Origin of the sequence: uncultured Xanthomarina sp. (assembly GCF_963971605.1) — a bacterium.
Taxonomy (GTDB): Bacteria; Bacteroidota; Bacteroidia; order Flavobacteriales; family Flavobacteriaceae; genus Xanthomarina; species Xanthomarina gelatinilytica.
On the sequence record NZ_CAXATZ010000001.1, the window covers coordinates 36,279 to 58,569 of the forward strand.

The 22,291-nt window shown below is 35.4% G+C and carries 18 protein-coding genes and 1 pseudogene; 7 read left to right on the forward strand and 12 right to left on the reverse strand.

The window, feature by feature from the left end; all coding sequences use genetic code 11:
• Positions 1-48 precede the first annotated feature (48 nt).
• The gene (locus tag AACY93_RS00195) at positions 49-2,355 is read right to left on the reverse strand and encodes a M43 family zinc metalloprotease (protein ID WP_286853135.1); all 2,307 of its coding nucleotides are present in this window, start codon (positions 2,353-2,355) and stop codon (positions 49-51) included.
• A 167-nt stretch (positions 2,356-2,522) separates the two neighbouring features.
• Here AACY93_RS00195 and AACY93_RS00200 point away from each other — a divergent pair, with 167 nt between their 5' ends.
• Entirely contained in the window at positions 2,523-4,214 is a 1,692-nt protein-coding gene (locus AACY93_RS00200) for an ABC transporter ATP-binding protein (protein WP_287005757.1), read from the forward strand.
• A 695-nt stretch (positions 4,215-4,909) separates the two neighbouring features.
• Here the strand turns inward: AACY93_RS00200 and AACY93_RS00205 are convergent.
• The 6 genes and pseudogenes from AACY93_RS00205 to ricT form a co-directional block, all read right to left on the reverse strand.
• Positions 4,910-5,563: a 3-oxoacid CoA-transferase subunit B gene (locus AACY93_RS00205; RefSeq protein ID WP_007647399.1), complete on the reverse strand. Its 654-nt coding sequence runs from the start codon at positions 5,561-5,563 to the stop codon at positions 4,910-4,912.
• A 19-nt stretch (positions 5,564-5,582) separates the two neighbouring features.
• Positions 5,583-5,951 (reverse strand): annotated as a pseudogene (locus tag AACY93_RS00210) (four helix bundle protein).
• 27 nt (positions 5,952-5,978) lie between these two features.
• Entirely contained in the window at positions 5,979-6,680 is a 702-nt protein-coding gene (locus tag AACY93_RS00215; protein ID WP_287005755.1) for a CoA transferase subunit A, read from the reverse strand.
• Between the two features lie 95 nt (positions 6,681-6,775).
• Positions 6,776-9,118, reverse strand: a complete 2,343-nt coding sequence (locus AACY93_RS00220; RefSeq protein WP_286853131.1) for a transglycosylase domain-containing protein — start codon at positions 9,116-9,118, stop codon at positions 6,776-6,778.
• A gap of 4 nt (positions 9,119-9,122) precedes the next feature.
• Complete coding sequence (locus tag AACY93_RS00225) at positions 9,123-9,608, reverse strand: gliding motility lipoprotein GldH (protein WP_007647395.1); 486 nt, start codon at positions 9,606-9,608, stop codon at positions 9,123-9,125.
• Entirely contained in the window at positions 9,598-10,776 is a 1,179-nt protein-coding gene (gene ricT / locus AACY93_RS00230; protein WP_286853129.1) for a regulatory iron-sulfur-containing complex subunit RicT, read from the reverse strand. The genes AACY93_RS00225 and ricT overlap by 11 nt, the downstream gene beginning before the upstream one ends.
• A 274-nt stretch (positions 10,777-11,050) precedes the next feature.
• On the opposite strand from ricT, the gene AACY93_RS00235 reads away from it, so the two are divergent.
• Positions 11,051-12,466: a peptidoglycan DD-metalloendopeptidase family protein gene (locus tag AACY93_RS00235; RefSeq protein ID WP_287005753.1), complete on the forward strand. Its 1,416-nt coding sequence runs from the start codon at positions 11,051-11,053 to the stop codon at positions 12,464-12,466.
• 1 nt (position 12,467) lies between these two features.
• On the opposite strand, the gene AACY93_RS00240 is transcribed toward AACY93_RS00235, so the two are convergent.
• Genes AACY93_RS00240 through AACY93_RS00255 form a run of 4 tightly spaced genes read right to left on the reverse strand, consistent with a single transcriptional unit; the run spans position 12,468 to position 16,050 of the window.
• Positions 12,468-13,472: a radical SAM protein gene (locus AACY93_RS00240; protein ID WP_286853127.1), complete on the reverse strand. Its 1,005-nt coding sequence runs from the start codon at positions 13,470-13,472 to the stop codon at positions 12,468-12,470.
• Positions 13,473-13,492: 20 nt separating this feature from the next.
• A complete protein-coding gene (locus tag AACY93_RS00245) occupies positions 13,493-13,723 on the reverse strand; it encodes a ferredoxin (RefSeq protein ID WP_007647391.1) in 231 nt (76 codons plus the stop codon).
• Positions 13,717-14,967 (reverse strand): peptidase U32 family protein, encoded by a 1,251-nt coding sequence (locus AACY93_RS00250; RefSeq protein ID WP_286853126.1) that lies wholly within the window; start codon positions 14,965-14,967, stop codon positions 13,717-13,719. Before AACY93_RS00250 ends, AACY93_RS00245 begins: the two co-directional genes overlap by 7 nt.
• A 3-nt stretch (positions 14,968-14,970) precedes the next feature.
• A complete protein-coding gene (locus AACY93_RS00255) occupies positions 14,971-16,050 on the reverse strand; it encodes a rhodanese-related sulfurtransferase (protein WP_286853125.1) in 1,080 nt (359 codons plus the stop codon).
• A 483-nt stretch (positions 16,051-16,533) separates the two neighbouring features.
• Between AACY93_RS00255 and recA the strand changes: the two genes are divergently transcribed.
• The 4 genes from recA (at position 16,534) to AACY93_RS00275 (ending at position 20,243) form a co-directional block, all read left to right on the forward strand.
• The gene (recA, locus tag AACY93_RS00260; protein WP_007647388.1) at positions 16,534-17,541 is read left to right on the forward strand and encodes a recombinase RecA; all 1,008 of its coding nucleotides are present in this window, start codon (positions 16,534-16,536) and stop codon (positions 17,539-17,541) included.
• 98 nt (positions 17,542-17,639) lie between these two features.
• A complete protein-coding gene (locus AACY93_RS00265) occupies positions 17,640-18,038 on the forward strand; it encodes a hypothetical protein (protein ID WP_286853124.1) in 399 nt (132 codons plus the stop codon).
• 28 nt (positions 18,039-18,066) lie between these two features.
• A complete protein-coding gene (locus AACY93_RS00270; protein WP_007647386.1) occupies positions 18,067-18,609 on the forward strand; it encodes a sigma-70 family RNA polymerase sigma factor in 543 nt (180 codons plus the stop codon).
• The gene (locus tag AACY93_RS00275; protein ID WP_286853123.1) at positions 18,609-20,243 is read left to right on the forward strand and encodes an outer membrane beta-barrel protein; all 1,635 of its coding nucleotides are present in this window, start codon (positions 18,609-18,611) and stop codon (positions 20,241-20,243) included. The genes AACY93_RS00270 and AACY93_RS00275 overlap by 1 nt, the downstream gene beginning before the upstream one ends.
• Before the next feature lie 89 nt (positions 20,244-20,332).
• On the opposite strand, the gene AACY93_RS00280 is transcribed toward AACY93_RS00275, so the two are convergent.
• Positions 20,333-21,070, reverse strand: coding sequence for a lysophospholipid acyltransferase family protein (locus tag AACY93_RS00280; RefSeq protein WP_007647382.1), 738 nt, complete (start codon positions 21,068-21,070; stop codon positions 20,333-20,335).
• Positions 21,071-21,184: 114 nt separating this feature from the next.
• Between AACY93_RS00280 and trpS the strand changes: the two genes are divergently transcribed.
• Positions 21,185-22,153 (forward strand): tryptophan--tRNA ligase, encoded by a 969-nt coding sequence (gene trpS / locus AACY93_RS00285; RefSeq protein WP_286853122.1) that lies wholly within the window; start codon positions 21,185-21,187, stop codon positions 22,151-22,153.
• Positions 22,154-22,291 lie beyond the last annotated feature (138 nt).

The window sequence follows — 22,291 nt, forward strand, 5'->3', positions numbered from 1 at the left end:
AGTCCAGAGTTTTCACTCTGGACTTTTGTTTTATAGGATGAGTTTACACTATTGTTTGATAAACTTTTTGGTCATTATCTCATCTCCATCATTTACTTCAATAAAATACATGCCAGATTTTAAGTTTCCAACTTGTATTTCTTTAATGGAATCTCCTTTTAGGACTTCTTGACCCATCATATTGATAATTCTAAACGTTCCTGAAATATTTCCAGGTAATCTCACATGAAGTACAGATCCTTTCACTGGATTTGGATATAAAATAAAATCCTCTTCAGAAGCAAAAGCATCATTGGTGTCTAAAGTTCTAATGGCATTTAAAGTGTTTCCTGCTCCTCTAGAACCAGAACCGATTCCTCTAATGGTAACTTGATCTATATAAACATAATCACTATTGGAACTAGCATCACACTGGAACCTAAATTGTGCATTACTTGCAAAGTTGTATTGTGAAGCATCTAGAGTAACCGTTGCTGTATAGAACGTATTGTTGTTAAAATTGGTTCCACTCGCATAACTTGCTACTGTGGTCCAACTGGAACCGTTATAATAACGCAACCAGAAATCTTCGTTATTCTCCATACTATAAGCATAGAAATAAAACTCAACTTCAACTTGTCCATAAGGGGTTAAATTGAATGAAGGTGAAGTCATAGCAGAAGCCGTTCCAGAATTATCCCTTAATCGAATGGAATAATTTCCTTCGTAAGAACGAGATCCAGAGTAACGAGCACAATCGCTTCCTCCATCAGACCATCCATCCCATCCAGACTCAAAGAACCCTTCATGTAAAATAACCGTACCTCCTGTAGAACAAGGTGCGCAAGAAGAACCACCACAATCTACACCTGTTTCATCTCCATTTTGTATACCATCTGTACATGTTGGAGGTGTTACACAAGGAGCACAAGAAGAGCCTCCACAATCTATACCAGTTTCATCTCCATTTTGAATACCATCTGTACATGTTGGTGCTGGACCACTTCCTAAACAGAAATTAGTGGCTTCTGAGCTACCAAAGGATCCTCCTGAAGCCAACACACCTGTAGGTCCAGAAACAGAATAGTTTCCACTGCCATAAGAACAGCAAATACCATCTCCATAGGCATCTGTAATTGTAAAAGTATAACATCCATCTGGTAAACATAAAGTTTCCGTTAAGGTAGAACCATCTGGTTGGGAACCATAAGTTCCCCCAGAAGCTACTGTGGTTCCACTATCGTTTTTAAGGGTCCATGCTGTTTCTTCTGGGTAATTGTCAAATTTAATGGATACAATTACTTCATTATCTGTACAAGCTGTTTGGCAAGGTGCACAATCTGGTCCACCACAATCTACACCTGTTTCATTTCCATTTTGAACACCATCTGAACAGGTAGGCGTATTTCCTCCGCCATCACATTTTGTTGATGCTCCCAAACTAGCTCTGGCTCCTCCTGGAAGCAAAATAGCACGCATTCTATTTTTTTGACCTTGAGTGTATAAATTCATACATGCATCATCGCTATAATCCATGTAGTTTTGAACCATATCTGTGGTACCACAGGACACATGTCCAGTTGCGCAACCATAATTGGCTGCATCTGATGTTGGCGTGTCACTAACAAAATCGTCCACAGAACAACCACCATCTCCCCAAATATGACGCAAGTTTAAAAAGTGACCTACTTCGTGAGTTGTGGTTCTTCCCAAATCGAATGGAGCTGATAAATAAAAACCAGAACCTCCATTTTTACTTCCAAAATAATTAGGCCCAATCACAACTCCATCTGTAGAAGCACTTCCACCAGGAAATTGAGCGTAGCCTAAAATTCCTCCTCCAATGTTACAAACCCACATGTTGAGATATTGTGAGGTATCCCAGGGGTTTACACCTCCTTGGGATGCTTTTTTCATAGCATCGTTTGTTCCCCAAGATGTTTTAGTAGAGGACTTTCTTGTAATCCCATTTGTAGGATTTCCATTAGGATCTACGGTTGCCATACAAAATTGAATTTCAGTATCTGCAGCCTGAGACCAAGTATTATTGGCATCTGAATTCATTCTCCTAAAATCATCGTTCAATACCTGTATTTGCGATAAAATTTGAGCATCGCTAATGTTCTCATTGGAATTGCTGTAAATTACATGTACAACCACTGGAATAGTAATAATAGAACCATCAACTCTATGTTGTTCCATACTTTGAACCTTATTTTGTGTATAAGTTTCAATTTGTGCCATTCTTTGAGCAAGACCTGGATCCTGCTGCATTCTGTATTCAAGGTTGTCCATGGAAGCACAATTTCGCTCCTGGGCGAAAGTTGTTCCCAAAAACAACAAACAGACAATTAATAAAGTAAGTGTTTTTTTCATGTGAATAATTTAATTTTTTAGGTTAATTTTTATTAAAATTCAGCTGAAAGTATTAAAATTTTGTTAATATGAAAATTAAATATTTTCTTTTTCGATTAAAAACATGCCAAACTTTAATAATTACGGAAAAGCCGTAATTTAAAAAGAGAAAATACTTACATTTACGTATGCCGAACCACAAATTACTTTCAGTTGAGGAGCTTTCCATTTCATTCATTTCCAACAATATTGAAAAGGAAATTATCCATCGTATTTCATTTCATTTAAATACCAATGAAATTCTGGGTATTGTAGGAGAATCTGGTTCAGGAAAATCGGTGTCATCCCTTGCCATACTTGGTTTGTTGCCTAAAAAAGTTTCTAAAATCACAAATGGAAGTATTTGGTTCAACAACATGGATTTAATCCATTTGGAATCAAAAAAATTTCAACAAATTAGGGGCAAGGATATAGCCATGATTTTCCAGGAACCCATGAGTTCTTTAAATCCATCCATGACCTGTGGCAAACAGGTTCAAGAAATTTTATTGCAGCACACAAAACTGTCCAAAAGAGAAGCTCAAGCTGAAACCCTAAACCTATTTGAGAAAGTTAAGCTACCAAACCCAAAAAGGGTCTTTAAGGCTTATCCACACGAAATTTCCGGTGGACAAAAGCAACGTGTTATGATAGCCATGGCCATTGCCTGTAAACCTAAAATACTTATTGCTGATGAACCTACAACAGCTCTTGACGTCACTGTTCAAAAAGAAATTATCCTGCTATTGAAACAGTTACAGGCCGAAGAAAACATGAGTATCATTTTTATTTCGCACGACCTGGCTTTGGTTTCTGAAATTTCTGATAGGATTTTAGTGATGTATCAAGGAAACATTGTGGAGCAAGGTTTGGTAGAGCAAATTTTTAAAAACCCAAAACACCAATACACCAAAGCGTTGATAAACTCTAAACCTGCTTTGGATGTTAGGTTAAAAAGACTCCCAACCATCAAGGATTTTATAAATAATACAATCAACAAAAACATTGTTTCAGCCGAGGACAGAAACGCTTTCCATCATCGAATTTATTCAAAAACACCTTTGTTGGAAGTTATAAATTTAGAAAAAACCTATTTTTCTAAATCTGGTTGGTTTTCTAAACCAGATGTGTTTAAAGCTGTTAATAATGTAAGTTTTAAATTATATGAAGGAGAAACCCTAGGTTTGGTTGGAGAATCTGGTTGCGGCAAATCCACATTGGCAAATGCCATTTTACAATTGGACAAAGCCACTTCTGGCTCCATATTATATAAAGGAACAGATATTACCTTGTTATCCAAAAAAGATATTAGAACACTACGAAAGGACATTCAAGTAATCTTTCAAGATCCTTATGCCTCTTTAAACCCAAGGATTCCTGTAGGTAAAGCCATTATGGAGCCTATGAAGGTCCATGGCATTGGTAATTCGGATAAAGATAGAAAGGAAATGGTTTTGGACTTACTTGAAAAAGTAGGTTTGGATGAGACGTTTTTTAATAGATATCCTCACGAATTTTCTGGAGGTCAAAGACAACGTATAGGTATTGCCAGAGCCATTTCGTTAGAACCTAAATTGATTATTTGCGATGAATCTGTTTCTGCTTTGGACATTTCAGTTCAAGCACAAGTGCTCAACCTATTGAACGAATTGAAAGAAAATTTTGGATTTACATATATTTTTATTTCACACGATTTAGCTGTGGTTAAGTATATGTCAGACCAATTAATCGTAATGAATCAAGGGCAAATTGAAGAGATGGATGATGCAGATGTTATTTACAGGCATCCTAAGAGGGACTACACCAAAAAATTAATTCATGCCATCCCAAAGGGATTATAGCATGAATATTTTTTTAGTTAAATACAACATACTTTTAATAAAGCGTCCTGTATTTTGCAAACTTGTATAAAGTTTGCTCTCGTAATTTGTAGGTTGTTTTGGTAGATTTGAGGCAAAATTCATAATAAGTAGGGTTTATGTTAGATTTGGGTTTTTGTTCATTAAAATTTCAATTTATAATAGATTTGGGGCAAATTATAAATTCAAAAATTTAAAGAACCAAGTTAGGTTAATTTTTGTTTCGATTTGGTTCAGCTAATATGAAACTATTTTTGAATATTTTAGTTAAAATACATAATAAATCGTTGAAATACATTAAATTTTAACATTTAAGAAAAATTATTGTGTTTTTTCCTACAAAAAAAGATTTTTTCTTTTCGTAGAATATTCACAAAACTGCTTATTGCAAATAGGCCTAAGAATGTTTACATGCAATTTTGGTACAAATTATACGTGTTTGAAATCAGTAATTATTATTGAAGGTTTGATACAAAACAACTGCGTGGAATAAAATTTTTTCAGGAATGCCAATCAAGTTTAATTACAATTAGGTTATTTTTTTGTTGGCAGTTATAATAGAAAACTCTTTGGAATTCTATTAATGTTTGGAATTGGGCAAATATGCACCACGAATGCACAATAATGTTTAAAAATACATTCGTGTATTCGTGGCAAAAAATTATCTCATAAATTTCTTAAAGACTCATTTCAGGAATATCACCTTCAACAATTAAAGTGCCTTCTGTGGCTTTTTTTATGTCTTCCACAGAAATTCCAGGTGCTCGTTCCAATAATTTAAATCCTTTATCCGTTACCTCAAGAACAGCGAGATTGGTAACAACTTTTTTTACACAACCTACTCCTGTTAAAGGCAAGCTACAACGTTTAAGTAATTTAGATTCTCCAGCCTTATTGGTATGCATCATGGCCACAATAATGTTTTCGGCACTGGCAACCAAATCCATAGCGCCTCCCATACCTTTAACCATTTTGCCTGGAATTTTCCAATTGGCTATATCGCCATTTTCTGCAACTTCCATGGCACCAAGAATGGTTAAATGCACATGTTGTCCTCGAATCATGGAAAAACTCATGGCCGAGTCGAAAAAACTGGCTCCAGGTAAAGTGGTTATGGTTTGTTTTCCTGCGTTTATGATATCGGCATCTTCTTCGCCTTCAAATGGAAAAGGACCCATACCAAGTACGCCATTTTCACTTTGGAACTCGACTTGTATATCGTCCCTTACATAATTTGCTACCAAGGTTGGAATACCAATTCCCAAATTGACATAATAGCCATCTTTTACTTCTTTTGCAATACGTTTTGCTATTCCTGTTTTATCTAACATAATTTGATAATGTGTTAATTTAATGATTTGAAAATTTGCTTTGTTTACTTGATGATATAATTTTTGAAATAACTAGAATTACAGATTTCAAATCTTTTAATAATCTTTCGTTTGGATTAGGATAAAACTCAGAGGACTCACAAAGTTTTAACCAATATTCTAATTCATCAGCTTCTTTTGCCGAAATTTTAAATTTATTTATAAATCTTTTTTACTTTCAGCATTTTGTGCCTCCCTAATGTTCGCTCCAATATAAGTACCACTTCTAAAAATTTGGGATGCCATTTCAAATTTATTTTTAGCTCTAATTTCTTCAGAAAATGAAATAACATCTAAAGCTAAATTCGAATGTTAATTTTACGATTAAATTATCTTTGTCATTCCTCATTTTCAAATTATTTAATCATCAAATTAATTAATCCCTTTGTCTCACCGTTCGTTGTTCAATTCTTTTCTCATATATTTCGCCTTGAAAAATACGTTGTACAAAAATGCCTGGAATATGAATTTGATTTGGATCCAAACTTCCAACAGGTACCAATTCTTCCACCTCTGCAACGGTTATTGTTGCTGCGCCACACATGGCAGGGTTGAAATTTCTGGCTGTACCTTTAAAAATTAAATTTCCGGCTGCATCACCTTTCCACGCTTTTACAAAAGCAAAATCGGCTTTAAAGGCATGTTCCAGGACATACATTTTTCCATCAAACTCCCTGGTTTCTTTGCCTTCTGCAACTTCGGTTCCATAACCTGCCGGTGTATAGATTGCAGGAAAACCGGATTGGGCAGCACGACAACGTTCGGCCAAGGTACCTTGAGGAATCAATTCCACATCCAATTCTCCAGAAAGCATCTGACGTTCAAACTCATCGTTTTCGCCTACGTAAGAGGATATCATTTTTTTGATTTGTTTTTTATGAAGCAGTAATCCCAAACCAAAATCGTCCACACCAGCATTGTTAGAGATGCAAGTCAATCCTTTTAGGTTTAATTTTACAAGCTCGTTGATGCTGTTTTCAGGAATGCCACAAAGCCCAAAACCTCCAAGCATAAAGGTCATATTGTCCTGAACACCTTTTAGCGCTTCGCTAACGTTTGCTACTTTTTTGTTAATCATGTTTCTGTCATTTTTTTGTAGTGGAAAAATACGAAATAAAAAAGCCATTCTAAAAAGAATGGCTAAATTTAATATGTTTCAATTATGGACTAAATTTAAAAATCCAATTCATCCGGCACTTCCACGTCAGGCATATTGGAATCTGAATTTTCATCTGGATCATAATTTTTGCAATCAACTTCAATGGAAAGTTCTGTAGGTCTTTCAAAATCTGAAGTTGCAATATCCAAGTCTTTATCCTCTATACAGCTTTTCATATACACACCCCAAATTGGCAAAGCCATGGCAGCTCCTTGACCATAGGTAATGGTTCTAAAGTGCGCAGCTCTATCCTCGGCTCCTACCCAAACACCTGTTACCAAATTGGGCACCATACCCATGAACCAGCCATCGCTTTGGTTTTGGGTGGTTCCTGTTTTTCCGGCAATAGGGTTTTTAAACTCATATGGATATCCTGTAATAATTTCCCTATAGTCTGCACGATAAGCATCTGCACCTTTGGTTCTTAATCTGGTACCTGATCCACCTTCTGTTACACCTTCCATAAGCTTAACGGTTACGTAGGCTGCTTCTTCACTTAACACATCTCTGGTTTCTGGAGTGAATTGATATAAAATGGTGCCGTTTTTATCTTCTATGTGTGTAACCATAACAGGCTTGGTATAAACGCCTTTGTTGGCAAAGGTAGCATAGGCAGCAACCATTTCGTACACACTTAAATCGGCTGTACCCAAAGCTATGGATGGCACAACGGGAATTTCTGCTTCCACGCCTAATTTTTTAACCAAATCCACAACAGGTTGTGGGCCAACTTTATCCATTAGTCTGGCAGTAATGGTGTTTATGGAGTTTGCCAAAGCACTCTTTAAGGTACGGGAACCACCATATTGCCCATCGGAATTTTTAGGGGTCCAAGGTTCTGGGTTTCCAAATTTACCGGCTTCTATGGTAATTTGGGTGTTGGGCAATTCATCGCAAGGCGATAAATGCAATTGATCTATGGCAGTGGCATATACAAATGGCTTGAAAGTAGAACCTACTTGTCTGCGTCCTTGTTTTACATGATCGTATTGAAAGTGTTTGTAGTTCATACCGCCAACCCACGCTTTTACATGACCGGTTTGGGGATCCATAGACATCATGCCTGGATGCAGAAAGGATTTATAATAACGCATGGAATCCATAGGTTTCATAATGGTGTCTATTTCACCTTCCCATGAAAATATGGTCATTTGTGTGGGCTTGTGGAAGGAAGCGATAATGTCTTCTTCATCCATCTTTAAATCGTATTTCATGTGTCTCCAACGTTCACTTTGTCTCATGGAACGTTTCATAAGGGCATCTATTTCAGATTGATTCAATTCCAAAAATGGGGCTGTTGGATTCCTGTCTGGTGTGTTTTGATGGTCAAATTCTGCTTGAAGTCTTGGCATGTGCTGCTGTACGGCATCTTCGGCATATTTTTGCATTCTGGAATCTATGGTTGTGTACACTTTTAAACCATCGCCATACAAATTGTATTTTTCGCCATCTGGTTTTGGATTGTTCTTGATCCAATCTTTCATAAAACCATCTAAATAAGCTCTAAAATAGGTGGCAATGCCATCGCGATGGGATTGAGGGGAATAACGTAAGCCCAATTCTGTTTTTTGAAGCGAATCTTTTACTGTTTCAGAAATATAACCATACTTTTCCATTTGCGCCAATACCACATTTCGTCTGTTTCTGGTGCCTACAGGATTTCTATGCTCCCTAGGGTTATAGAGCGATGAATTTTTAAACATGCCAACCAACATGGCAGATTCTTTAAGATCCAATTCATTTGGTTCTTTATCGAAATAGATGCTGGATGCCGAACGAATACCATCTGCATTATTACCAAAATCGTAAATATTGAAATACATGGCAATGATTTCTTCTTTGGTATACTGTCGTTCCAATTTAATGGCTATAATCCATTCTTTTAGTTTTTGGGTAATTCTGCCTATGGTATTGGTAGAGCCTTCGCCATGAAACAATTGCTTTGCCAGTTGTTGTGAAATGGTACTGGCTCCTCCTCCACTTCCCAGTTTAATAATGGCTCTTAAGGTACCACGTGCATCTATTCCTGAATGTTCATAATATCTAGCGTCTTCGGTAGCAATTAAAGCTTCTACCAAGTGTTGTGGTAAATCGTCGTAACCAACAGGTGTCCTGTTGTCGTTAAAATAAAATTTTCCTAGGGTTTTTCCATCAGAAGAGATGATTTCGGTAGCCAGATTGGTTTTAGGGTTTTCTAAGATGGTATGATCGGGAAGTTGTCCGAAAACGCCCCAAGATGCCAATAAAAACATCAGGACAACAAATAAAATGCCTGCAATGAATAATTTCCAGAACCATCTTACATAGCTGGAAAAATCTTGATTTTTTTGTGTTTGTTTCTTTTTTGCTTTAGCCATAAATTTATTTTGCAGCTGGTTTTTCAATTCTAAATCCTACATCTGTAATACCTTCTAAATTCACTATGCCATTTACTTTTCCGTTTTCTCTCATGGCATGCTGTATGTTTACGGTATAATCTCCAGATTCATTAAAAACAACCTGTTCTTTATACCACAACTTGTTTTCTTTGATGTCTGCAAATCCTGTGCCTAAAAATTCGCCATTGGGTTTTGCCATTTTGTACTCTAAGGTATCTTTAAGGGTTTTACCATGAGGAAATTTCATCTCGACAATTAAAAATAGGTTGTTGTATTTGTAATTGTTGTTGTTTCTGAGATTCACATACAGGTTATACGGATTTAAAGTATCTGGTGGATGTATTTTGAAACTGATTATGGAATCTTTATGCCATTTATTTGGTACAGATTGGTATTTGTCGAACACACTTTTAGAATCGCAAGACATAAGTATAAATGCCAAAAAAACTAACAACACACTATTTCGCATTATTTTTATTGTTTTGGGGTTTTCTTTTTTTCTTATTCTTATTCCTATTGTTCCGTTTGTTCTTTTTTCTTGGACCTTTGGAATCGAAACGTGTTAAACTATCTTGTCCTACAACGTTTTCAAATTCGCTTTTAGTATTTGCAGCAACATCTGAAGCATATTCTTCTAAACTGGCAACCTTTTCTTTTTTCTTGTTTAACTCTATTATTTCTTTAGCTTGTGCGGTAGTTATAACATGCCAATTGCTCCATTCGCCTTCATAAGCATACCATAAAAGTCCTTTAAAAATATCAGTTTTCTGACAAACGGCCACGCCTTTTTCGGTATATAGCTTAGTGTCTGTTTTAGGAAAATCTTTAAGGGCATCCAAATAGGTGTCCAGTTCATAATTAAGGCAACATTTAAGCTTGCCACACTGTCCTGCCAATTTTTGAGGGTTAAGGGAGAGTTGCTGATAACGTGCAGCCGAAGTGCTTACCGAACGGAAATCTGTTAACCAAGTAGAACAGCATAATTCCCTCCCGCAAGAGCCAATGCCTCCAAGTCTGGAAGCTTCCTGACGAAAACCAACTTGTTTCATTTCTATTCGTGTTTTAAACTCCCTAGCATACATTTTTATTAATTCCCTAAAATCCACACGATCTTCGGCGGTATAATAAAAAGTGGCTTTACTGCCATCTCCTTGAAACTCTATATCTGAAATTTTCATTTGAAGATTGATATCAATAGCAAATTGACGTGCTTTCACCTTCATAGGTTCTTCTTTGTCTCTATATTCAGACCAGATATCAATATCCTTTTGTGTAGCTTTCCTGTATATTTTAAGGGTTTCATCGTTGGATTCAAACACTTTTTTGCGCTTCATTTGAATTCTAACAAGCTCTCCTGTAAGGGTAACCATCCCAACATCGTGACCAAATTGTGCTTGGGTAGCAACAATGTCACCAATACTTAAAGTTAATTTTTCGGTATTTTTATAGTAATGCTTTCTTCCGTTTTTAAAACGGACTTCTACCCAATCAAAAGGTTCTTCGCCATTAGGTAGCGACATATTTGCAAGCCAATCGAAGACAGTTAGTTTATTACAACTATCTGTTCCACAAGAGCCATTGTTTTTACAACCTTTTGGTTGACCGTCTTTACCAGTTGAACAACTGTTACAAGCCATAAATTTATTGATATATATTGATTCTGAAAAAACAACAAGTTTCAGAAGAAGATTAATAATCTATTTAAAGATGTAAAGATAAGATTATTTATTAAGTTAAATAAAATATGAAAGCGCTACCTTTTAAAATTCCACTGATAGTGTAACCTGTTAACAAACAGGTATTTATTTAAAAAACATTATCTTTAATCTTGACAAAACTTCATTTTTCACAATTTCATGCTCACAATTTCATTTTTTTTCGATGATAAAGTAAATCACTAAAAACTACATTATGAGACACACTTTTACTTTAAGCCTATTTATATTTTTTTTATTGACCAGTTTCCAATTTTCCATGGCTCAAGATTTCAATTCGGTAATGACAAGTGCCGAATATGTATTTAACCAAGACAAAATACCTTGTGTAACACCTGCGCAAAGAGAAGCGATAAAAACGGAGACCCAAAACAATATTAAGCAGCTTAAACAAGAAAACAAGCTGGCTTTTAAAGAAAGCAATAGATTTGGTGGTCATCCTTTGTTTATTTGGCCATTACAGCAAGCAGCTGGTTTTAACTATAACAATACTTGGGCCATTTCGGGTTATGTAGACCATAATGCCAACTATCCAAATCAGTTAACAGACTACAACTGTGGCACCAGAACCTACGACAGTGCTTCCGGTTATAACCATCAAGGGGTTGATATGTACTTATGGCCTTTTATTTGGAAACAAATGGACGATAGCCAAACCGAGATTATTGCAGCTGCTCCTGGACAAATTATAGCAAAACACGATGGTGAATTTGATAGAAGCTGTAATTTTAACAATAACATCTGGAACGCTGTTTACATACAACACAACGATGGAAGCATCGCTTGGTATGGACACATGAAAAATGGTTCTGTTACCACAAAAAATGTAGGCGACATGGTATCATTGGGAGAAGTTATTGGAACTGTTGGGAGTTCAGGCAATTCAACAGGACCACATTTACATTTTGAAATTTACACCAACAGTTCTTATAGCCAATTAATAGATCCGTTTTCAGGAACTTGCAATGGCATGAATACAGATAGTTGGTGGAACACTCAAATCCCTTATAATTATTCTGGGATCAATGCTGTGTTAACCCATAGTGCAGAACCTGTGGTCTTTCCAGCTTGTCCAACACCTGAAACACCAAACATTAGCAATAGTTTTGAAACAGATGACACCATTTATTTTGCTACTTACCTAAGAGATCAAGTGGCTGGAGACAACATTCATTTGTCCATTATTAAACCAGATAACACTATTTTATACGATTGGAACATAACAGCCTCAACCACTTCTTCATCTTGGTATTACTATTGGTATTATTCAGGTGTGTTCGATCAGGAAGGGGAATGGAAATGGCAGGTAAGCTATGGTGGAGATACAATAACACATACCTTTCAGGTTGGTACGTTGAGCATTGAAGAAGAAACAATGGAAACCACCAGTCTATATCCAAATCCAGCTACTGAAAGCGTGACTATAAAAACACCACGAAACTTGGAATCTGCAAGGATTTACGATGTAAGCGGAAAATTAATTAAGAACATATTCTTTACAGATAATGTTACTTATACTATAGATCTTTCCAATATGGCCAAAGGCATGTATTTTCTAACCGTTGTTTCCAGCGAAAATGACCAAGAACGTTTTAAACTTATAAAAAAATAGTTTAGTTGAACTCCACTTCATAATTCAGCCTATTGGACATGGATTTTAGTTCTTTTTCAGATTTAAAAATGTTGGACCAAAGCGTTTTGCTCCATCCAATTTTTTTGGAGTAGGCATTGAAACTTTCATGATTCCAATTGAAACCATCTTTCCAAAATTTTTGAGGCGACACATAACAAAAGGTGTAATCAAAAATTAAACTGGAGGCATTAACGCGTTGGTTTTCAGGAATGGTATTAGGAGCCAATAAGGTAATGTGATTTTCCTTGCATTGGCTTCTAATATTTTGAATTAGTTCCGGATAATCGGCTCGGATGGCATCTAAGTCAAAATCGTTGTATTCGGTGTTTCCAATTTTTTGTATGGGACGGATTTGAAGGATATCGAAACTTGCGCCATTAAAGTGTTTGAAGAAGTCTGCCAATTCGTAAAAATTATCTTTGTTGAAGGTGTAGTTGATCCTTACCTTGAAATCATAGGTCTTTTTTAATTTTTCGAAGGCCATAAAAGCATTGTGAAATTTTTCATAACTGGCTTTTTGCATGAAATTTTCATAGCTTTCTTTATGGACACCATGTAACGAGATGGTAAACTCGTTAAGTCCAGCTTTTAAAAGTGCTTCAATTTTAGCTTCATCCAGTAAATTGGCATTGGTTGTTATGGAAATATATGGCACTTTATATAGCTTACCCAATTCCACAACTTTTACCAAGTCTTTGTATAAAGTGGGTTCTGTACCACAGCCAATTTGTAATTTTAAGGCACGATTGAAAATGGTTTTTGCCACTTGGTTCAGTTCTTCTTCTTTAAATTGGCCTTTTAAGGTTTTAACATAATCGGCATCTGTAAAATAACACATCTTACAACGCAAGTTACAAGCCATAACAGGATCCAGGTTCACAGCCAAATAACGTTGGTTAAACCGATGCAACAAATAGAGTCCAAGAAATTTAATTCTATGGTTTTTAATTTTTCTATTGAGTTGTAACAGTTTGTAAATATTCATTTTTTATGTGAATTTGTATATCAGCTAATTTTTACACTGATGATGTTTACAGGACACGCTTTTGAAGCATTTTCGCAAGCTTCCAAAATAGTATGGTCCTTAGATTTTAAGGTAAAAAATCCTTTTTTCTCATTGGCATGCAACAAAACTGATTTTCCATCTTTTTTGGACATTTGAAACTGGTTTGGAGCCATTTCCACACAATAATTGCAACCAATGCACTTATTCCGTTGTAAGGTAACAATTACCATGAAGCTTCCACTTTATTTTCTACAATTTTATATAACTTGTCTGATGGTCTTATTCTAAATTCCATAGGAATGGTTACCAAATCTCCTTTACTTCCTTTATCGGATTTGACATCGTTTACCATCATTTCCGTAACTTCCATTTCTTTGGCACCTGTTGTTGGACCCGTAATTAAAATGGTATCGCCTATGGCTATATCAAAAGCCTCAATTTTAAACTCTCCAATGTTGGCTTTAGGGTAATAATGGGTTCCTTTTCCTAGATACACCTTTTTTTGTGTGGCATGAGATCCAGAACCATTGCTCCATTCGCCCAATTTTTGCCCTAGATAATAACCACTCCAAAAACCACGATTATACACTTTTTCCAATTCCTGCATCCAAGAAATCACTTTTTCTTTATTGTAGGTGCCATTTGCCACACTATCAATGGCGGCTCGATAACAGCTTATCACTTTTGCCACGTATTCTGGAGCACGACCACGACCTTCAATTTTAAGGACTTTAATGCCTGCATCTACAATCTCGTCAAGAAAATCGATGGTACATAAATCTTTTGGAGACATAATGTATTCATTGTCCAATTCCATTTCAAAACCTGTTTCTTGGTCTATAACCGTATACTTTTTCCTGCAATTTTGTTTGCAAGCCCCTCTATTTGCTGAAGAATTATAAGCGTGCAAACTCATATAGCATTTTCCGGAAACTGCCATACAAAGTGCACCATGACCAAAAATTTCAATTTCCACCAATCTGCCTGATGGGCCTTTAATTTGCTCTTTTTCTATTTGTTGGGTTATTTTTTTTACCTGACGTAAACTTAACTCACGACTCAACACCATGGTATCTGCAAACATGGCATAAAACTTAACAGTTTCAATATTGGTTATGTTTAATTGGGTAGAGATATGTACCTCCATTCCAATTTCTCTTGCTGATGCAATAACAGCTTGATCCATAGCAATAACAGCTGTAATATGTGCTTCTTTAGCTTGTTTTAAAAGGGTTTTTACTATGGATAAATCGTGATCGTAAATAATGGTATTTAATGTTAGATAAGTCCTAACATTTTTTTCTTCACAGCGTCTTGCAATTTCTGGTAAATCTGCAAGAGTGAAATTTACAGTAGCACGAGCCCTCATATTTAGTTGCTCTACCCCAAAATAAACTGAATTGGCGCCATTGTCCAGAGCAGCTTGTAAGGACTCAAAATTTCCTGCAGGTGCCATTAATTCTATATGTTGCATAATTTAGGCTTTAGAATTCGTGGTTTTAAAATTTTCGAAAATGTTACGTAAATCTTTTTTGTAGGGCAAATGGTCTGCGCGACCTTTTTTAAAGATATCGTTACTATTGCCTTGTCCTTTACGTAATGCTTTTTGCTCTTGGTAAGGTAAATGGATGATTTCCTGACAATGTGTTGAACAACAATTTTCCATTTTTTCTTTACAAGTATCGCATTGAATAAACAATAAATGACAAGCTTCGTTAGCACAATTGGTATGTAAATCGGCTGGTTCTCCACATTGATGGCAATGCGCAATCACATCGTCTGAAATACGTTCAGAACGTCGTTCATCGAATACAAAATTCTTACCTATAAATTTATTCTCCAATCCTTTTGCTTGTACTTGCCTTACATAGTTTATAATACCTCCTTCCAATTGGTATACATTTTTAAACCCTTTGTGCTTGTAGTAGGCACTCGCTTTTTCACAACGGATGCCTCCTGTACAATACATGACCAGCTTTTTGTCTTCTTTATGGTCTTTTAAATCGGCTTCAATAATATCCAACGATTCGCGAAAGGTATCCACATCTGGAGTAATGGCATTTTTAAAATGTCCTATTTCACTTTCATAGTGGTTACGCATATCAACCAAGACCACATTAGGATCGTCTATAAGTTCATTAAATTGCTCGGCTTCAACATGAATCCCTTTGTTGGTAACATCAAAGGTATCGTCGTTCAATCCATCGGCCACAATTTTATCGCGTACTTTCACTTTTAATTTTAAAAATGAAAAATTATCGTGTTCTATGGCGATGTTCAATCGCACATTTTCCAAAAACGAAATGCTGTCTAAATGGTTTTTAAACAGATTAAAATTATCTGCTGGCACAGAAAGTTGCGCATTTATGCCTTCGTGAGCGACATAAATTCTGCCTAAAACATCTAATGCATCCCAAGTAAGGAATAGATGATCTCTAAAAATTTCTGGATTTTCAATTTTAGCGTATTTATAGAAAGAGATGGTCAAGCGTTCCTTGCCAGCTTGTGCTATAAGCTCTGCTCTTTCTTTAGCGCTTAAGGTATTGTACAGTTGCATGCTATACTAATTTTTTAAGGTTAAAGATTGTTTACAACGTCGCTAATGCGTATATGTATTTTGGTGCAAATGTAGTGTTTTTTATGAGTTTATGACTCAACCACAAACAAAAAGCACTTTATAAAAATTTATAAAGTGCTTTAAGTAGACTAACTCGTTAATAATATTTTTTAATTTAATTTCTAAATCGAAAAACATGTTACGAGTTAACCTCCATCGGCTTTACAGTTGCTATTTATAAAGATAGCCACTGAAACGCCTAATGCATTAATACATTTTTTAAAAAATTTCATAGTCCTTACACGTTTAGGTTTAAACTAATCATTTGATTAAAAGCGAGTGATTTTTTTCTTTTTCATAGTTAAAATTTTTCCCACTTTATATAGTAGATGCAAAAAGGTTGAAAAGGTTGCGTGATAAAATTGTAAAGTGATAAAAGAAGTAGTATTTTAGCATCACTTTCATAAGATAAAATATAGAGAAATGAGCAACGAAAAAGAAGCAAAATTAAAAGCACTTAAACTTACCTTAGATAAATTGGATAAAGCTTACGGCAAAGGAACCGTAATGAAAATGAGCGATCAAGCTGTTGTTGATGTAGATGCTATTTCATCTGGATCTTTGGGCTTGGACATTGCATTGGGAGTAAATGGCTATCCTAGGGGTCGTGTTATAGAAATTTACGGTCCAGAATCTTCTGGAAAAACAACTTTAACCTTACATGCCATAGCAGAAGCTCAAAAAGCAGGAGGTATTGCGGCATTTATTGATGCAGAACATGCTTTCGATAGGTTTTATGCCGAAAAGTTAGGTGTGGATATTGACAACTTAATTATTTCACAACCAGACAACGGAGAGCAAGCCCTTGAAATTGCCGATAATTTAATCCGTTCTGGAGCTATAGATATTGTTGTTATAGATTCTGTGGCAGCTTTAACACCAAAAAGTGAAATTGAAGGCGAAATGGGCGACTCTAAAATGGGACTTCATGCACGTTTAATGTCTCAAGCATTAAGAAAACTAACAGCTTCCATAAGCAAAACCCATTGTACTGTGATATTTATCAACCAATTACGTGAAAAAATTGGTGTGATGTTTGGAAACCCAGAAACCACAACTGGAGGAAATGCATTAAAATTCTACGCTTCTGTGCGTTTGGATATAAGACGCTCCACACAAATTAAGGAAACAGACGGAAACGTATCTGGTAACAAAACCAGGGTAAAAGTAGTAAAAAACAAAGTGGCTCCACCATTTAAAACTGCCGAATTTGACATTATGTATGGCGAAGGTATTTCTAAAGTTGGTGAGATTTTAGACATTGCCGTGGAATTTGAGATCATAAAAAAAGCTGGTTCTTGGTTTAGCTATGGAGATACCAAACTAGGCCAAGGTAGAGATGCTGTTAAAGCCTTGATAAAAGACAATCCGGAATTGCAAGACGAACTGGAACAAAAAATAAAAGAACAGCTTAAAGCCAATAAAGAATAAATTAAATAAAAATCCCGAAATGTTTCGGGATTTTTATTTCTATCCTACGCAACCTTTTCAACCTTTTTGCATCTACAAGATAAATATGTATTTTTTCAATGAAGAAATTTGTAGCCTACTGTATAATTTTAAATTTCATACTATCTTGTAGTCCTCAAGATGATGGATCTTCAGATATTTTATATGAAATGTTACCCATAGAAACCGCTACGTTACCTGGCGAATTTCTATTAGGCAATACGTACGAAATCACACTTACATACATTAGGCCCACAACGTGTTATGGCTATAACAACATCTATTATTCCAAGCAAGGCAATAAAAGAACCATAGCCATAGTTGCTTATTATAATCCAGAGTATACAAACTGTGAGACAGTTAACGAGGAAAAAGAAGTATCTTTTAATTTTAAAGCAACTGAAGGTGGATCTTATGTTTTTAAATTTTGGCAAGGCGATAGCAACTATCTAATTGTTGAAGTTCCCGTTGTGGATTAAAACTTTGTTAAACTAATACATATGTTATTTGGGTTTAAAACAACTCATACAAAAATGTAGCAAAAATGATACAAAAGCACAAGCAGAACTGTACCAGCTCTTTTCGGGCAAACTGTTTTCTGTTTGCTTGAAGTATTGTAAAAATTATGCTGAAGCAGAAGATAATCTGCAAGATGCTTTTGTGACCATTTTTAACAAAATATCACAATACAAACACAAAGGTTCTTTTGAAGGCTGGCTTAAACGAATAACCATTAACACGGCTTTACAACGCTATAGAAATCAAGGTGTTTTTGAGATTATAGATGATACAAATATTGAAGATGTAGAAGTAACCGTTGAGGATGACGATGTAACCCTGGAATTCTTGTTACAGATCATTCAAGAATTACCAGACCGTTACAGATTGGTTTTTAACCTGTATGTATTAGATGGCTATTCACATAAAAACATAGCAGATATGTTAGATATAACAATTGGGACCTCAAAATCCAACCTAGCCAGGGCTAGAAAGATTTTAAAAGATAAAATTGAAGATTACAAAACAAGTTTAAACACGCATACCTTGTAATGAGTGATAAAAAACATATAGATAGAATTTTTCAGGAAAAATTCAAAGACTTTGAAGTATCACCAGACCCACATGTCTGGAAAGGAATTCAAAACAAACTAAACCAACCGGAAAAAAACAAAAAGAAAGTGATTCCGTTTTGGTTTCGTATAGCTGGAGTTGCTGCTCTATTACTGTTACTGCTAACCGTGGGTGGTTTGTTATGGAACAATATTACGCCCAACAATACAACCAATACAAAGGTTGTGGACACCGAAAACACTTCTAATGAAACTTTAAACCCTTCAACAGAAACAGACATCAATGCTACTGTTTCCAATGGCTTCAATCAAGAAAAAAACCCTGAAAACAATAACGGTTTCAATGCAGAGTCTCAAAAAGCCAAAGATATTTTAAATACTGAAGGGCTTAAAAACAATTCACAAATAGCTTCAGAAAGCAAACCACAATCAAAAACCAACAACCTAACCAATACTAAGGCTTCCAAGAAAAACCAAATTAAAAACAACATCACGAACCCTTCCCTTTTAAACAGCTATAAAGAAACACCTACAGTAGCAAACAGCGCGTCTAAAAACCAATTAAAGCCTACTGAAAACCCAAAGGCAAACTACAGCAATAATTCTAGGCAAGCAAACAACAAACAGCCTACGGAAACCAAAAACAATATTGCAGCAAACAATGTCAATCCTAAAAAAGAAACAGATGTCCATACCGAAATGGATAAAAACAACACAGAAACCCAATTACAACAATTAAACAAGGATGTCAGCAAAAATGGCATTGCTGTTGAAGAAACCATAGAAGCTGAAGTAGAAGAAACCATGGAAGAAGGGTTAAACAAAACAACCTTAACCATAGAAGAAGCTATTGCAGCAAATGAAGAGCTTATTGAAGAAGAGAAAGATGACATAATAAACAGGTGGCAAGTGTATGCAAATATTGCGCCTGTTTATTATAATTCGATGGGAAAAGGGTCTCATATTGATGCTCAATTTGAAAACAATTCCAAAACTGGAGAAGTAAACACCAGTTATGGAGTAAATGTTAGCTACAACTTAAACAAAAAACTATCCATACGAACCGGATTGAGTTCGCTTAACTTAAGCTACGATACCGACGATGTTATTTTATATGAAAGTGTTTCTAATAGCAACACAAGCACTACACATTTAAAAAACATCAACTTATCCAAAGGCAACGAAGGCCTTACAGCCCTAAGTGCCGATAATTTGAGCGTTGGTCAAATAGACAATTCTTTAAGCCCCAAATCAAATGCAGCCATTAGTCAACGTATCAGTTATTTTGAAATACCAGTGGAACTGAACTACAGAATAGGAAGTAAAAAACTAGGCTTAAATTTAATTGCTGGTTTTAGCTCGTTTATATTGGATGGCAACGAAGTATATTCAGAATTAAACGATGAAAAAACCTATATAGGTGAAGCAAACAACATAAAAAGTATGAGTTTCAGCACCAATTTTGGTGTTGGATTGGATTATAAATTTTCAGAAAAAGTTAAGTTTAACTTAGAACCTACTTTTAAATACCAAATCAATGCGTTTGAAAATACTTCAGGTAATTTCAACCCTTATATTATTGGTATCTATACAGGTTTTAGTTATAAATTTTAGTTTTTGGTTGGTTAGATTGATTTGTTCATTCCTTTTAAGGAACACAATGACTATCTTAAAAAAAGCTGCTCTGTGCCAAGAGCAGCTTTTTAATTATTATCCATTTTCAAGGTTTTTAAAATAAGTTTCCTTGTTTTTTCATTTATCAACTTAGTATCCTGTATGGTTAAGCCTTTAGTCTCAATAAACGGATGGATTTTTACGCGCATCTTTCCTGGTCCTCCACTAAAAAAAGTATAGGAAAACCTTTTTTTGTTATCTAAAAACGTCATGGGCACAATAGGTATTTGATGATTTATAGCCAATCTAAAGGCGCCATCTTTAAAAGTATCCAGAACAATATGCTCTTCTGGAACACCTCCTTCTGGAAAAATACAAATACTCAATCCTTGTTTTAACCTTCTTTGTGCCCTTAAAAAAACAGCTTTTCGGCTTTTTTCAGAATTTCTATCCACCAAAATGCAGGTGCGTTTATAGAAAAACCCAAACAAAGGGATTTTTGCCAATTCTTTCTTACCTACAAAAACAAAAGGGTTTTTTACAGAAACCAACATAAGCATGATATCTGCCATAGATGTGTGGTTGGCAACAAACATATAGCTCTTATCGGTTTCTGGTATTTCTTCTCGTTCAATTTTCCAAACAAACCCCATTCCGGTTAAAATAAACTTAGCCCAAAAACGAGCCAGTTTAAAAAAATAAGGATACCACGACTCCTTTAAAATGGATACTAAAAGTATTGGGAACAAAACAATAATTGGCAAGGCTACAAGTATATAGAACCAGATACGATATAAAATCCAAAACAAATACTTAAATATTCTCATAGAGCTCAAAACTAATTAAATTTATTGAGCTATTACTTCAAAAAAATTACCTTTGTGTTTTCCAATAGAGATTAAGTTTAATTTAATGAAATTCTCACACTCGTGGGATAAATTATGGCAAGAATTTTAACAGGCATTCAAAGTACAGGAACACCACATTTAGGAAATATTTTAGGCGCATTGATGCCAGCCATTAAAATGGCAAACGATCCTAAAAACGACTCTTTTTTGTTTATTGCAAACTTGCATACCTTGACACAGATTAAAGATGCAGATTTACTGAAAAGCAATACCTATTCAACTGCTGCCACTTGGTTGGCTTTTGGACTGGACGTAGAAAAAACGGTGTTTTACAGACAAAGCGATATTCCTCAAGTAACGGAATTGTCTTGGTATTTAAGCTGTTTTTTTCCTTATCAACGTTTAACCCTTGCACATAGCTTTAAGGATAAAGCAGACAGGCTGGAAGATGTAAATTCTGGTTTGTTTTACTATCCCATGCTTATGGCTGCAGACATTTTATTGTATGATGCAGAGATAGTTCCTGTAGGAAAAGACCAACTACAACATTTAGAAATGACTCGCGATGTCGCTTCTAGATTTCACGCCAGAATGGGTGAAACCTTTGTGTTGCCAGAAGGAAAAGTTCAAGAAAACACCATGCTTATTCCTGGAACAAATGGTGGGAAAATGAGTAAAAGCCAAGGAAATATTATCAATATATTTTTGGACGACAAAAAACTGCGTAAGCAAATTATGTCCATAGAAACAGATAGCACAGCTCTGGAAGACCCAAAAGATTGGAGCACCTGCAACTGTTTTGCCATTTATAAATTATTAGCTTCAGACGCTCAAATAAAAACCATGAAAGCCAACTACGAACAAGGAGGTTATGGTTATGGACATGCCAAACAAGCGCTTTTAGAATTAATAATTGAAAAATTTGCTACAGAACGCGAGCGTTACCACTATTATATGAATAACCTGGACGAGTTGGACAGACTCTTGGCCATTGGAGCAGAAAAAGCAAAAATTGTAGCCAATGAGGTTTTAAATCGGGTTCGCAAGAAAGTAGGTTACTAAGCAGGTTCCAGGCTTGAGATTCTAAATTTTATAGAAACAGATTCCAAATTCCAAGAAACAAATATTTTCTGGAATTCCTTGTATTACAGTACATATCTGCTTAAATTCGTTCAGATGAGGTAATAATACCTCATTTTG

Coding starts and splice junctions, on each gene's coding strand:
- ricT (WP_286853129.1), bottom strand. CDS start 10,776: ATGGCTTGTAACAGTTGTTCAACTGGTAAAGACGGTCAACCAAAAGGT.
- AACY93_RS00215 (WP_287005755.1), bottom strand. CDS start 6,680: ATGATTAACAAAAAAGTAGCAAACGTTAGCGAAGCGCTAAAAGGTGTT.
- AACY93_RS00235 (WP_287005753.1), top strand. CDS start 11,051: ATGAGACACACTTTTACTTTAAGCCTATTTATATTTTTTTTATTGACC.
- trpS (WP_286853122.1), top strand. CDS start 21,185: ATGGCAAGAATTTTAACAGGCATTCAAAGTACAGGAACACCACATTTA.
- AACY93_RS00220 (WP_286853131.1), bottom strand. CDS start 9,118: ATGGCTAAAGCAAAAAAGAAACAAACACAAAAAAATCAAGATTTTTCC.
- AACY93_RS00245 (WP_007647391.1), bottom strand. CDS start 13,723: ATGGTAATTGTTACCTTACAACGGAATAAGTGCATTGGTTGCAATTAT.
- AACY93_RS00195 (WP_286853135.1), bottom strand. CDS start 2,355: ATGAAAAAAACACTTACTTTATTAATTGTCTGTTTGTTGTTTTTGGGA.
- AACY93_RS00255 (WP_286853125.1), bottom strand. CDS start 16,050: ATGCAACTGTACAATACCTTAAGCGCTAAAGAAAGAGCAGAGCTTATA.
- AACY93_RS00265 (WP_286853124.1), top strand. CDS start 17,640: ATGAAGAAATTTGTAGCCTACTGTATAATTTTAAATTTCATACTATCT.
- AACY93_RS00250 (WP_286853126.1), bottom strand. CDS start 14,967: ATGCAACATATAGAATTAATGGCACCTGCAGGAAATTTTGAGTCCTTA.
- AACY93_RS00225 (WP_007647395.1), bottom strand. CDS start 9,608: ATGCGAAATAGTGTGTTGTTAGTTTTTTTGGCATTTATACTTATGTCT.
- AACY93_RS00240 (WP_286853127.1), bottom strand. CDS start 13,472: ATGAATATTTACAAACTGTTACAACTCAATAGAAAAATTAAAAACCAT.
- AACY93_RS00200 (WP_287005757.1), top strand. CDS start 2,523: ATGCCGAACCACAAATTACTTTCAGTTGAGGAGCTTTCCATTTCATTC.
- AACY93_RS00205 (WP_007647399.1), bottom strand. CDS start 5,563: ATGTTAGATAAAACAGGAATAGCAAAACGTATTGCAAAAGAAGTAAAA.
- recA (WP_007647388.1), top strand. CDS start 16,534: ATGAGCAACGAAAAAGAAGCAAAATTAAAAGCACTTAAACTTACCTTA.
- AACY93_RS00275 (WP_286853123.1), top strand. CDS start 18,609: ATGAGTGATAAAAAACATATAGATAGAATTTTTCAGGAAAAATTCAAA.
- AACY93_RS00280 (WP_007647382.1), bottom strand. CDS start 21,070: ATGAGAATATTTAAGTATTTGTTTTGGATTTTATATCGTATCTGGTTC.